This window comes from Cytobacillus sp. OWB-43, from assembly GCF_034651445.1.
GTDB lineage: Bacteria > Bacillota > Bacilli > Bacillales > Cytobacillaceae > Cytobacillus > Cytobacillus kochii.
Genome location: NZ_JAYEFF010000001.1, coordinates 97,118 through 110,625, shown reverse-complemented (window position 1 = coordinate 110,625; position 13,508 = coordinate 97,118). Strand labels below are relative to the sequence as shown.

Below are 13,508 nucleotides of genomic sequence, written 5' to 3'. Positions count from 1 at the left end.
CTCATAAATATTTCATTCTCTTCCTATCTTTCAAGCTAAATGCTAGCTTGCTGGAATTGGCACAGTACTTGCAATGCTAAGTCTGTTGCCGAGGCTTCGTAGGGCCAGTCCCTCCACCTCTCTAGATAGTGGTTATTTAATTGATATAGTTACTCTAAAATATTTAGAATCTTTTGTCAACATGTTTTTTAACTTATGCTTCCTGATTTTCTAGTACCTTTTTCTTAAGAGCACGTCGCAGTATCTTTCCTGTTGTATTCTTCGGCAATTCTTCTAAAAATTCTATAGAGGAAGGAATTTTGTATTTGGCTAACTTTTCTTTACAATAAGTCAATAAATGTGCCTCTGTTAAATTTTCAGTTTTAGGTACAATATAGGCTAAAACTTTTTCTCCTGTATTCTGATCAGGTACACCTAAAACAGCCGCTTCTACAATGTCAGGATGGTCATAAAAAACCTCTTCTACTTCCCTTGGATACACATTATAGCCACCAACAATTATCATATCTTTCTTACGGTCAACAATGTAGAAGTATCCTTCTTCGTCCCTCTTAGCTAAGTCACCTGTATATAACCAATTTTCCTTTAAACAGGCAGATGTTTCTTCAGGCATTTTGTAATATCCTTTCATAACGTTAGGGCCTTTCACAACAAGCTCCCCTACTTCACCTACAGCGACCTCTTCTCCTAATTCATTAACTACTCTATTTTCAACATGAATAATAGATGTGCCAATCGACCCCGGTTTCCGTGGACGATCTAGTGGGTTAAAGCATGTGACCGGAGAAGCTTCTGATAAGCCATAGCCTTCAGAAATAACCACATTGAATTTCTTCTCAAAATTTTCTAACAATGCAACAGGAAGTGAAGCACCTCCAGAAATACATAATCTCATAGATTGGAAGACACCAGGGTTGCCTTCAGGATATTGATAAAGAAAATTATACATTGTAGGCACGCCGGCAAAAACAGTTGGCTTGTATTTTTCCGCTAAACGGAAAATTTCTTTCGGACTAAATTTAGGGTCTATTAAGATTGTTGCTCCACTTATCAGAGGTGCATTCAGAGCAACAGTTAAGCAAAACACGTGAAACATAGGTAAGGTTGTAATCACCGTATCACGTTCATTAATCTGCAAATAGTCCGCGACATCACTCGCATTACTATACAGGTTACGATGAGTTAACATGGCTCCTTTAGGTTTGCCTGTTGTTCCTGATGTATAGAGTATAATCGCGACATCATCGGGTGTAACATCTGCATCAACAAATGTTACATCTCCATTGGAAACAAGCTCTGAAAACGATTTCAATTTAGGAAATACCGACTTATCTCCCAGAGCTGGAAGTCCACTTGTTTGACCGGTTTCGCAGACAATATAATGCTTAATATCTGTTAATAAATGATGCATTTTTTCTGCTAATGGTAATAATTGCTCAAGCATAATCACCGCTTTTACATCACCATCTCTTAAAATATAGCCAATTTCTTCAGGCGTATAGATAGGGTTTATCGGTATGACCTTTGCTCCTAGCTTTAACGCACCATATAAACTAATAACAAAATGCGGCGAATTACCAAGTAGCAAGGCAATATGATCACCTTCTTTAATACCTAATGACGAAAGTCCTGATGCAAACCTTGTTACTTGTTCATCGAGCTTTGCGTATGTACATGCTTGATCCATAAAATAATACGCATTTTTTTCCCCATTTTCTAAGGCAATCTTGTGAAGCTGACTTGTTAAATTCAAGTTTCTCCCTCTTTTCTGAATGAATAGTCATTCATTTTTATAATATAAATTTTCTAAATTTATTATATTAAAAGAAATTTCAGGATTCAAGTAGTCTACGGAGATCTACTCTATTTTTTTCTTTATAATAAAATAAAAAGCATAAAAGTTCTTCATCCTAAACGGTGAAAATACTTTCATGCCTTAGTAAAAACAGACTGATACAGCTCTAATAAACTAAATTTACAAAGTCTTCTATAGTGATATTACCGAAATAATGTTTTATATTTACACCAGCTAGCGCCTTTTCAATTTCGCTTTTTTCGTAGCGGATGCCTTCTAACTTTTCTTCAATATCGGTTACATCTCCGACACCAAAGAAATCACCGTAAATTTTACATTCAGTAATTTGTCCTTTTGTTACATTCAGTCTAATGTCAATAGAACCCACTGGGAATCTTTTAGAATGCTCATAATCAAATTTTGGTGACTTGCCATAGTTCCACTCCCAATTTTGATATCTTTGTTCTGAGATTTTGTGAATTTCTTCCCAGTCTTTTTCTGTTAGGCGATATTCACTTACTTCACTACCTTCAAAAATATGATGTAAAATTAGCTGTCTAAATTCTTCGATAGAAATTTTTTCAGTTAAAAATTCAGAGATGTTTGCTACCCGGCTACGAATAGATTTGATTCCTTTTGATTCAATCTTATCTTTTCTCACTTTAAGTGCAGAGACAACATTTTCAATTTCTGAATCGAGCATTAATGTTCCATGGCTAAACATTCTCCCTTTTGTAGAGAACTGTGCATTTCCAGAAATCTTTCTCCCATCTACTGTCAAATCATTTCTACCGCTTAATTCTGCATTTACACCTAACTTTTTTAGAGCAGTAATTACTGGTTCAGTGAATTTTAAGAAATTATGAAAGCTTTCGCCATCATCCTTTGTGATGAAACTAAAGTTTAAATTACCAAGATCATGGTATACAGCACCGCCACCAGATAAACGGCGCACCACATGCAGTCCATTTTTTTCAACGTATTCTGTATTGATTTCTTCAATCGTATTTTGGTTTTTACCAATTATGATAGATGGTTTATTTATGTAGAACAATAGATATGATTCATTAATATCTAAATTCTTCAACGCATATTCTTCAATAGCTAAATTAATGCGAGGATCTGTAATTCCTTGATTATCTATAAATTTCATGGTACCACTCCTTTAAATTTCAAAAGTCATGCCAAATGCGGCTAGACTAATCGGTCCTTTGTACTCTGTTAAAGCTTCATCCTTTAACGATTCTATATTACCATAATGGGGCAAATGGGTTAATAGAAGATGCTTCACTTTAGCTATTTGTGCTAACCGACCAGCATCATAGCTATTCATATGTCCCGCATTTTTACCTTCTTGATGTCCATAAAAATTACACTCACATAGAAGTATATCTGCTTCATGAGCAAACCCTTCTAACTCTTCTTTATATGAGGTATCACCTGTATATACAATTACTTTATTATCTACTTTTATGCGCATCGCAAAGCATAATACAGGGTGGTTAGTCCGTTGAAAAGTAATTGTAAAGGGACCAACTGTTAATGGTAGGCTCTCTTTAATAGGTACACCTTCTGAGATATTTTTATAATTTAATTTTTGGAATTCATATTCATTTTCATCATGCCCATAAATCGGTAAAATACTTGTTTTTTTTCCTAAGTACCCTTGAATTAAACGAGCATGTTGAAGTACACCTATATCAGCATGATGATCTGGGTGGTAGTGGGAAAGTATGACTGCGTCTAACTCCTCTGGTTGTTTAATCTCTTGCATTTTGGATATAACAGCACTTCCACAGTCAATTAATAATGTAAAATCATCATGCTCTAATAAGTACCCCGCAGTTGCTTCTCCCACTTTTGGATAACCTCCACATGCACCTATAACCGTTAACTTCATTGCATTTCCCTCCTTTTGATTCATCTCTAACTATACTAAATAATGCCCATTTTTTCATTTTTGCTAATTTGTATTGAAACAGCTGTTGACTATATAAATCTGTTATAATACAATATAAATATCAAAACAATTCAATTAACGATTAGGAGGCTTCAACCATGGTTCAAAACATTTTAGATTTCTTTAGGAATCTCCCACAAAAGCAATGTACTGAATGCGGGAAGTCCATCGAAGAGCAACATGAATGTTACGGTAATAAGTGTGACCATTGTTTAGGTGTCTCAGATTTATAGAATGCTAGTTTCCATCCCTTAATATATAACCATTGGAAGAAGAAGGCCTGCTCCCCTTAGCAAGTCTTCTTTTTGTTTTACTCCAACAAGCCTTCTAGTATGAATGACTTTTGAATCCAGGTGTAAAAAGAATAAATACTGTTACAAAAAACCTCAGCTTGGCATTTCTTTCTATTTTTTGATCTGATTGAGACGCAAATCACCTTTGCTCAGCTCTCATTTCCAATTTCCGATTTTGACTGACTTGGAAACTCTATTTGCTCGGCTTCATTTCTGTTATTCAAACAGAATGACTTATTTAAGTCCGGACTCTCTTACCCCGCTGAGTGAAGATTGGTTTTGCTGGAGTGAGCTAATTCATACAATATTTTAGCGCTGCTTAGATTTACCTTTTAAATAAGCACAGTGAAATAACTGTTATCTAAAATCACTTTATTAGAAACAAAAAAACCAGCCCACACTTGATGTGCGAGCTGATTTGATGATGATTCCATCCTACATTCATGATTTTATAAGCCCTTTAAACACATACCTTTCCATAAGCTCAGCGATTTCACTTTTCGAAAGTGGGGCATGCTGTCTTTCCCAATCAAAAATGAGTGATATGTATAACTTTAACATAATAAAGGCAGTCAATTCAGGGTCGCACGGCTCGATTTCTCCTTTATCAATACCTAATGTTTTTACCTTTTCTCCTATATAAGAAATGATTTCTCTTTCCATTTTGTTCGTCATCTCTATAACTGCAGTGGTCCCCATTTCTTTTCCCTCTTGGAACAGCTTAATTGTTAATTGATGCTCTAGTCTATATTCCAAAATGCGATATAGAGCTAAATGTAAATTTTCTTGTAAAGATAAATCTGGTGACAAAACCTGCTCTGCCTCTATTTTCATTTCTCTAATAAGTGCCGTAATAATTTCATCAAATAATTCTTCTTTATTTTTAAAAAAAGTGTATATAGTCCCTTTTCCTACATTAGCAATTTTGGCTACTTGCTCCATTGTTGTAGCTTTATAGCCAAAAAGAGAAAATGATTTTGTGGCAGCTTGAATAATTAATTGTTTACGGTCAACGGCCATTTACTTCTCCCCTCTCTATGACCAAACTGTTCATATTGTCAAAAAATCCTTAAAAAAGAAACCGCTCCTTTATGAAAATAAAAAAAGCGGTTGCAATCAACTCATTACTTATTTTTCATTCTGTCTAAGACAACTGTTGCTAAAGAATCAATAAACGCTGGATGACTATTTGGCATTTCTGGACGATAGTAGGCAGCTCCTATTTCATCTGTAACCACCTTACATTCATAGTCATTATCATATAAGACTTCTAAATGATCAGCGACAAAACCGACTGGTGCATAAATAAATGCTTTATAGCCTTTTTTTGCATGTAAATCTCTTGTTAAATCCTGCACATCAGGCCCTAACCATGGGTCAGGTGTATTTCCTTCGCTTTGCCAACCGACAGCAAATTCACGAACGCCAGCTTCTTTAGCAATTAACTCAGCTGTTTCTTGTAGTTGATCAGGATATGGATCACCATATTCTTTAATTTTTTCTGGTAAGCTATGTGCAGAGACAATTAATATATATTGATCTCTTTCTTCACTTGACATTTTAGCGATTTGCTTCTTCACACCATCTGCCCAAAATTGAATAAATTTCGGTTCCTTATACCAACTATCAACTGAGTAAATAGTTGGACCACCAAGCGTCTGAGCTTTATCTTCTGCTCGTCCATTATAAGATTTGATGCTAAAAGTAGAATAATGTGGTGCAAGAACAAGACTGACAGCTTTAGTAATCCCATCATTATGCATTTGTTGAACTGCATCTTCAACGAATGGTTCTATATGCTTTAAACCGATATAAGCTTTAAACTCATATTGATCTTGAATCTGATTTAAATGTTCTTGAAGTGATAGCGCTTGATTCTCAGTTATTTTTGCTAATGGCGATATTCCTCCAATCGCTTTATAGCGACTCTTTAAATCTTCTAACATCTCTTCCGATGGAGTTCTACCATGTCTAATATGTGTGTAGTAACGTTCAATATCTTCTTCTTTATAAGGTGTTCCATAAGCCATTACTAACAAACCAATTTTTTCTTTATTCATTCTTACACCTCTTTAAAAATGATTACTTTTTCTTTTATTATTTCCCAAATTGTTCCTTAGAATAACTGTGGATAAACGATGTGAGTTTTTTTAATGTCTCAGGATTTACTTCTGGGAAGACACCATGTCCTAAGTTAAAAATATATCCGGGTTGACCCATGCCTTCATCAAGAATAGCACGGACCTTTTTCTCAATTACTTCCCACGGAGCAAGTAACAAGGCTGGCTCTAAATTCCCCATCACTGTCTTTGAAATACCCCTTGACCTTGCTTCACTAATTGGCAACCTCCAGTCAAGGCCTACAACATCAATTGGAAGGTCATTCCATTCATTCGCTAAATGACTCGCGCCAACACCGAACATAATAAGTGGTACCCCTTCATCTTTCAAACTAGAGAAGATTTTTTCCATGACGGGTTTAATATAAATACGATAATCTTCTACATTTAATGCACCAACCCAAGAATCAAAAACTTGAATGGCACTAGCACCTGCTTTAATTTGCGCTTTTACATATGTGATTGCCATTTCACCTAATTTATCCATAAGTGCAAACCATGCTTTTGGTTCTGAATACATAAACGCTTTTGTCTTATAATAATTTTTAGAAGGTCCACCTTCAATCATATAACTCGCTAATGTGAATGGTGCACCGGTAAAACCAATTAACGGTACAGTTAATTGCTCTTTTGTTAATAACTTAATCGTATCTAGAATATATGGAACATCTTCTTCAGGATGTATCTCGCCGAGCTTCTCAACGTCTTGCATCGAACGAATTGGTTCATCAATGACTGGACCCACACCAGGTTTTATGTCAACTTTCACACCGAGACTTGGAAGCGGTGACATGATATCCTTGTACAAAATAGCCGCATCATTGTTATACTGTTCTACAGGAAGTCTTGTTACATATGCGCATAATTCAGGTTGATGTGTAATCTCGAACAAAGAGTATTTTTCCTTAATTGCGCGATATTCCGGCTGTGATCTGCCTGCTTGTCTCATATACCACACAGGCACATAATCAGTCTTCTCTCCTCGAGCCGCCTTTAGGAATGTATCATTTATAGTCATTAAATTAAGTCCACCTTTCATTTGCCTTATGTATTTTCCATACAAATAAGCTTAGAATTATTCTTATTTAGTAAATGTTCACATTAACTATAACTTTTTTCGGTGTTTATTGTACAGTACCCGCTTCAAATGTCGAAAATTTGACGTTTTTATCACTAAAATCGAGGTGAAAGTAATGAATCTTTATATGACAAGCGGCACTAAAAATTTCCTACTTCCCCTGATGGAAAAATTCAGTAATGAGAATATCGTTCTCATGCAAAATAGTCAGAATACCCTGTTAGTACATGAAACAGAAAGCAAAAAAAGTAAGTTTCAACAACCAAAATCTTATCACATCCATGATTCAACTGGAGACCTTCATAGAAGTAAATTTATTGCTATTCAATATATCCCCTTAACTGATGAAGGAAAACCCATTTTCGAATTCAAATTTCAGCAATTCTCTTCAAACTTTACAAATACAATTGGTTTTAGAGCAGCTAGGGTTTTAACTCCGATGAAAGGTCATACTTATGTAATTATTACAGCCTGGGACTCCGAATCTTCATATAAGAACTGGGAAAGTACAAATCCTATAGCAAAAAAAATACAGGAAGAACAAAGTAATAAGAAAGAATTACTATCAGATCCTGCATATACCAGTTTTTATTATATACAAACGACAGATAAATAAAAGCTTCCCACTTGAAAAAACATCAGCCAATTACAGTAATAGAAAAAAACGCCAGCGACGAGAATGTTTATAAAAAGGCTGAGGCTACTTCACTTCGCCTCAGCCCTATCAATTTTATATCACTATATTAAAAACATCGCTACAATTGTTGTCACAATCAAACCAATGACGACAGGAAGAAAATTACGCCTCGCTAACTCAAATACATCCACTTTACATATAGCGGCAACGGGAATCATTGCCCATGGAATTAACGCTCCGCCACCTACCCAAATTCCTGCAATTTGACCTAAAGCAGTTAATGTTGCTGCACCATCACCAATCGCTGTACCAAACAAACTACCAATAGATCCAGCCAATGATATTCCTGAAAAACCTGAACCATCCAAGCCAGTTATTGCTCCTACTACCGTTAATGTAATCGCACCAACTTGTGCAGTTAATGGTACAACAGATGCAAGTGCAACGCCTAAATCGTTGACGATTCCATGTGAATGTTGAGGAAGCCGCTCTCCGATGATTGCTTGAAACCCAGCATCTCCCAAATAAAAGAATGCAGCAATTGGAATCACTGGTCCAAATACTTTAAACCCGAATTGAAATCCTTCGACTAAATAAGTGGTTATTTTTTCGAGGCCTTTTTGTCTATGAGAAAATAATGTAATCGTGAGTAAAATGAGAATAGCTGTACCCCCAATTAAAGCGGTTGCATCCCCTCCTTGAAGGTCGAATAAAAACATTACAACCACATCAATCACAAATAAAACGGGAATAAGAATAGCAAAAATCTTTTTTTGTATTGGTGTAAGTAGGTTTGCTTGCGGTAAATCAGTTGGTAAATCTGCACTTTCCGTCATAGCAGTTGACATATTAAGTTTGCCTGAATTCATATCCCTCTTAATAAAGAAAAACGCTGTTAAGGTGGTCACAACACCCATAACAATAACGAGTGGAATACTTGCTGAGATGACATCGCCAACTGGTAACCCTGCTGCGTCTGCAGTCAGTTTAGGAGCAGCTTGAATAACAAAGTCTCCTGATAATGCTATACCATGACCAAATAAGTTCATTGACATCGCTACTGCTAGTGCAGGTAGACCTGCTCTTAAAGCAACTGGTAATAACACTGCACCAATTAAAGCAACTGCCGGGGACGGCCAAAAGAACCATGAAATTCCCATCATTAAAATCCCTATTACCCAATAAGCTAACGTTGGTGTTTTAATCAGTTTTGTAAATGGTGAAATCATGACATCATTAATGCCTGTTGATGTTAATGTTTTACTCATACCTACAATAATTGAGATGACTAATATTGTAGGTAGTAATTCCGTAATAGCAAAAATAAAACTGTTAAAAATTCCACTGATCGAAGAATTAATCGAATTCGTTGCTGTGATCGCGATTAAGAATATCCCGACTATACAAATAAAGGTTGTATCTCTTCTAGCGACCATAAATCCAATAATTAATAAGATAAACACTACATAAATCCAATGTATTGCTGTTAATTCGACGCCCATGTTCGTCATTCTCCCCCCTCATCCATTTATTAGGCATCTGCCCTAATGGATTACTTTAAAATATGTTTGGGAGAAAAAGTTGTGTGTATCACCATTCGACATGGCCAATTTTTTTGTCGGAATTCCCCAGGAAATATGTTTTTATAACAAAAAAACCACAGAAGTAACATCTGTGGCAATTAGTTCAGTTATTTTGTTGGATTCTTCTTAACCGATAAGCATTTTTAGCGACCGCCCCTAATTGTTCCAATAAATGAAAATTAGCATAGGCACCAACTACAGCACCAATCCCAGGAATCATTTGTAACATTTTAATTAAGTCAATATGGTCCCTGTATTCTTGTTGAAATACCTGCCAGTCCATATCTACAAGCTCTGCTTTCCTATTTTCCCAATCTTCAATGATATCCATTGTTTCTCTCCGTTTATCATCACTTGAAAATGCTAATTGGAAAATATGAAGTAAAAATAATCTTTCTTCATATTCTGAAGTATCATAACCATATATCATTGCTGCTTCAAATAGGAACTTCATTTTTATGCTAAGAAGCAGTGGAAAATCTGCTAACCCACCTATAAATCCTACAGCACCTGTTCCTGCTCCTTCAACGGAAGCCGTGTTTCTGTATTTAATCAACGTCTCTGTTAACTTTTCATCTTGTTCCTGTAACGTAACCACTATATGAGAAGGTCTCTTAGTTGTATATTCACTCCCCCATAATGTAGCTTTTACCATATGTTTGATAGCATCTGTTATCAAGTGATGAGCTTTTTCTGGGATTAATCCATTGAATTTATCTTGGGCATGCTTGGATGTTCTTTTCCATAACCTTGACTTTTTCCGCATTTGATAAAGCCAATCTTTTACTTCTCTTGAGACAGCATCCTCATAACTCCCCATAATATCACACACTCCATTATCAATTATTACTTCTATCAGCTTACGATTGAGAACGCAATGTTTTCATCATATAAAGATATGCATAACCAACGGCTACTAACCCACTTAAAACGAGCACACCAAAACCTACAAAGAAACTTCCTTTTATCATAATGAGTAACGCATAAATGATGGCTTGAATGATTAGTACACGAGCAATTAACCATTTAAATGAATTTTCTCGAATTTTAACATCGACTGGATATAAATCTATCCATAATTTATTTTGATGTTGTCTCCACAATGGTACGAGTTGAAACCCAGTTAGATAGATAAAAAGCATGGCAATAACTATTTGTGCGATTCCATTATTAATAAAATAGATTAACACACCGCCGATGGCTGTTAAACGGAAAAAGATGCCTAGATAATCTCCCGTTCGGAGAAAAGTTCTTAAGTATAAATAATGAAAGGTGTTTTCCTGCTGATAGGAAACCGATTGTAACACCCAGTCCAACCATTTTCTCCGCTTAATTTGATCACGTAAATGTGGTACATCTGTAAACATATTTGCCACTCGATAAAACTTGGCCATTTTTCTCTCTTCAGATTGAATTAAGAATTCCCATTTTAATCCTTTTCCTTTTGTTTTCTGATAAAAATACAAATAAAGTAATAAAAGAATACCTATAGTGGCGATTGTGAACCCAATATGTGCTGAGCTAAATATGAAAAATAACAACGCAACATTAATGACGAATCTAACAAATGAGTCAATTAAATGGGTAGTATAATCCATCTCATATTGGACTCGCCAACGAATAAGCATATTCACACCCTTTACTAACAACAAAATAATTAAAAACGGAAAAAACGAACTGAAATCTCCTTGATTTACACTTGCATACATTGGCATTAACACGGCCAAGCCAATTAGAATTAAGTATGAGGATAATAAAAAGCTAGTTAAAATTGCTTTCTTGAAATACATACCTAGTTTATTCTCTAATGGCAGTAAAAACACACGATCTGCTTCTTCTAAAAATGTATAAATCGGGCTATATGTAACGATAAGACCAAGTAGAATGGCCATAATTTCTGCCACTGGAAAATCTGAAGTGAGCGTTTTTAGCCACTCTTGATAATAATAGGCCACTGTACCAATAAGAAATACCATTACAATAACGATGTGGCCATTGAAAATATATTTTAAGTAGCGACTTAGTTCCTTTGTTCTATTCGCAAAGCGATTCTTCCAGATACTTTGTATATCATTCATAATTTTCTTCCTTTGTTAACTGGATATATAAATCATCTAATGTAGCACCGGCCATATTAAATTGTACCCTTAGCTCTTCTAATGTGCCTTTCGCTCTAATTTCACCTTCATGTATGATCACAAAGCGATCACAATATCTTTCTGCAGTTGCTAAAATGTGAGTGGACATCAGGATACCTGCGCCGGTATTCTTCATTTTCTCCATTAAATTCAATAGTGATTGAATTCCGAGCGGATCAAGCCCTACAAAAGGTTCATCAACAATATATAAGGAAGGTTGAACAAGGAAAGCACACATAATCATTACTTTTTGTTTCATTCCTTTTGAGAAATGGGCAGGAAACCATTTTAAGCGCTTTTCCATCCTAAATTCCTTAAGTAACTGCGCTTTTCTTTCTTTTAAGGTTTCGCGTTCGAGTCCATAAGCCATAGCTGTCATTTCTAAATGTTCATCTAAGGTTAATTCATCATACAAAATAGGCGTTTCTGGTATAAAGGTATATTGTCTACGATACGCATCTTTGTCACTTAAGAATGTTTTCCCATTAATTGTTATCTCACCTTTATTTGGCTCCATAAGACCAATAACATGCTTGATTGTTGTACTTTTACCTGCACCATTCAGTCCAATTAATCCTACAATTTCATTCGGTTTGACATCAAAGGAAATACCCTTTAATACGGGATTTCTCGTATAACCACCTGTTACCTCTTTAATATTTAATAAAGTCATTTGATCGACCTTCCTTGTAAAAAGTTATTCTTATTGTAAGTAAATTAAAACCATATTGTAAAGAAAACAACTATTTTTTTGGGTGACGCATATCTCTTCTTATTACGGGCATTCTATTTTATGAAGGGGAATACAAATCAACATTCATTATCTTAATGAATGAACTTGAATGAGGTGTCTACGGCAGACAATAATCTTTCAAACCGATTGTAGCTTCAAATGCAACTATTAAAGGAGATGTTTTTATTGCACAAATGTAATGAAAACGCATTGAGCTTTTTTTAAACATTTAAATCGCTTTACCGAAAGTGGTTTAAATCATCATTTCTAAATGAGGTGTTTATTAAAGATACCAATTACAAGTAGTTTGTGATGGTAGTTATTCAATGCATTTAACAAAACTGTCAAATGAGGTGTTTGTTAAAGAGTATTTCCAAGAGTAGAAGCCAAGAAGCATTCCCCTTCAATTTCGGCAGGATTCTTATTGAATCCTGCTTCTTTTATTTATGATTTGTCTAATTTTATGATAAAATATGGTCAATTCAAGCATAAGGGAGATGAAAAGAATATGAGTGATTGCATCTTTTGTAAAATAGTAGCTGGGGAAATCCCATCAGCAAAAGTGTATGAAAATGAGCATGTCGTTGCATTTCTAGATATCAGTCAAGTAACCAAAGGTCATACGTTGATTATTCCAAAGGTTCATAAAGAAAATATCTTTGAATTAGATGAAGAAACAGCCCGTCACGTATTTGAAGCTGTTCCAGCCATTAGTCGTGCGCTTAAAGCAGAGTTCCAGCCTGATGGATTAAACACGATTAATAATAATGGGGAAATTGCTGGCCAAACGGTTTTTCATTATCATATGCACCTTATTCCTAGATATGGCCAAGGTGATGGTTTAGGTGTCGTATGGAAAACACATACTTCAGAATATACGCCTGAAGATCTCCAAATGATGTCACAACAAATACATAGTCATTTATCATAAAGCTTTTATCAGGCACAGCAAGATCTGTGTCTGATAAAACCTATTCACAAGTATTTCTATCAACCTTCCATGTAGTTGTATCTACACTCAAGAATCAAAAGCCAATAAATATATATTTTCTCCTCTCCATCTCACTTTCCTTTAACCATCGTCCTAAAAGAAACCTTACTTAAAATATTTCTAAAAAAATTCAAAATCTTTTTAATTAATTCTGTACAAATGTGTTTTTTTTGATAACAT

At 35.2% G+C, this 13,508-nt stretch carries 13 protein-coding genes and 1 riboswitch; of the genes, 3 read left to right on the top strand and 10 right to left on the bottom strand.

Annotated elements, in window-relative coordinates; genetic code table 11:
• Positions 1–20 precede the first annotated feature (20 nt).
• Positions 21–132, bottom strand: a riboswitch (SAM riboswitch).
• A gap of 61 nt (positions 133–193) precedes the next feature.
• The 3 genes from U9M49_RS00610 to U9M49_RS00600 form a co-directional block, all read right to left on the bottom strand.
• Entirely contained in the window at positions 194–1,753 is a 1,560-nt protein-coding gene (locus U9M49_RS00610) for a fatty acid--CoA ligase family protein (RefSeq protein ID WP_095369896.1), read from the bottom strand.
• Between the two features lie 208 nt (positions 1,754–1,961).
• Positions 1,962–2,948, bottom strand: coding sequence for a lipoate--protein ligase (locus tag U9M49_RS00605; protein WP_095369897.1), 987 nt, complete (start codon positions 2,946–2,948; stop codon positions 1,962–1,964).
• Positions 2,949–2,960: 12 nt separating this feature from the next.
• Complete coding sequence (locus tag U9M49_RS00600; RefSeq protein WP_307318727.1) at positions 2,961–3,695, bottom strand: MBL fold metallo-hydrolase; 735 nt, start codon at positions 3,693–3,695, stop codon at positions 2,961–2,963.
• Positions 3,696–3,853: 158 nt separating this feature from the next.
• On the opposite strand from U9M49_RS00600, the gene yhfH reads away from it, so the two are divergent.
• Complete coding sequence (yhfH, locus tag U9M49_RS00595) at positions 3,854–3,988, top strand: protein YhfH (RefSeq protein ID WP_095369898.1); 135 nt, start codon at positions 3,854–3,856, stop codon at positions 3,986–3,988.
• A 501-nt stretch (positions 3,989–4,489) separates the two neighbouring features.
• Here the strand turns inward: yhfH and U9M49_RS00590 are convergent.
• The 3 genes from U9M49_RS00590 to hemE all read right to left on the bottom strand — a co-directional run bounded on the left by U9M49_RS00590 (position 4,490) and on the right by hemE (position 7,186).
• Positions 4,490–5,068: a TetR/AcrR family transcriptional regulator gene (locus U9M49_RS00590; protein ID WP_095369899.1), complete on the bottom strand. Its 579-nt coding sequence runs from the start codon at positions 5,066–5,068 to the stop codon at positions 4,490–4,492.
• A 104-nt stretch (positions 5,069–5,172) separates the two neighbouring features.
• The gene (gene hemH / locus U9M49_RS00585) at positions 5,173–6,108 is read right to left on the bottom strand and encodes a ferrochelatase (protein WP_095369900.1); all 936 of its coding nucleotides are present in this window, start codon (positions 6,106–6,108) and stop codon (positions 5,173–5,175) included.
• Between the two features lie 37 nt (positions 6,109–6,145).
• The gene (gene hemE / locus U9M49_RS00580; protein ID WP_322909137.1) at positions 6,146–7,186 is read right to left on the bottom strand and encodes a uroporphyrinogen decarboxylase; all 1,041 of its coding nucleotides are present in this window, start codon (positions 7,184–7,186) and stop codon (positions 6,146–6,148) included.
• 175 nt (positions 7,187–7,361) lie between these two features.
• On the opposite strand from hemE, the gene U9M49_RS00575 reads away from it, so the two are divergent.
• Positions 7,362–7,862, top strand: a complete 501-nt coding sequence (locus U9M49_RS00575; protein WP_095369902.1) for an antibiotic biosynthesis monooxygenase family protein — start codon at positions 7,362–7,364, stop codon at positions 7,860–7,862.
• A 122-nt stretch (positions 7,863–7,984) separates the two neighbouring features.
• On the opposite strand, the gene U9M49_RS00570 is transcribed toward U9M49_RS00575, so the two are convergent.
• The 4 genes from U9M49_RS00570 to U9M49_RS00555 form a co-directional block, all read right to left on the bottom strand.
• Positions 7,985–9,385 carry a hypothetical protein gene (locus tag U9M49_RS00570; RefSeq protein ID WP_095373488.1) on the bottom strand — a complete coding sequence of 467 codons (1,401 nt, stop codon included), beginning with the start codon at positions 9,383–9,385 and terminating at the stop codon, positions 7,985–7,987.
• Between the two features lie 184 nt (positions 9,386–9,569).
• A complete protein-coding gene (locus U9M49_RS00565) occupies positions 9,570–10,286 on the bottom strand; it encodes an EcsC family protein (protein ID WP_095369903.1) in 717 nt (238 codons plus the stop codon).
• A gap of 40 nt (positions 10,287–10,326) precedes the next feature.
• Positions 10,327–11,544: an ABC transporter permease gene (locus tag U9M49_RS00560; RefSeq protein ID WP_095369904.1), complete on the bottom strand. Its 1,218-nt coding sequence runs from the start codon at positions 11,542–11,544 to the stop codon at positions 10,327–10,329.
• A complete protein-coding gene (locus tag U9M49_RS00555) occupies positions 11,537–12,277 on the bottom strand; it encodes an ABC transporter ATP-binding protein (RefSeq protein WP_095369905.1) in 741 nt (246 codons plus the stop codon). The genes U9M49_RS00560 and U9M49_RS00555 overlap by 8 nt, the downstream gene beginning before the upstream one ends.
• A gap of 568 nt (positions 12,278–12,845) precedes the next feature.
• Between U9M49_RS00555 and U9M49_RS00550 the strand changes: the two genes are divergently transcribed.
• On the top strand, positions 12,846–13,268 hold the full coding sequence (locus tag U9M49_RS00550) for an HIT family protein (RefSeq protein ID WP_095373489.1): 423 nt from the start codon (positions 12,846–12,848) through the stop codon (positions 13,266–13,268).
• Positions 13,269–13,508: the final 240 nt, after the last annotated feature.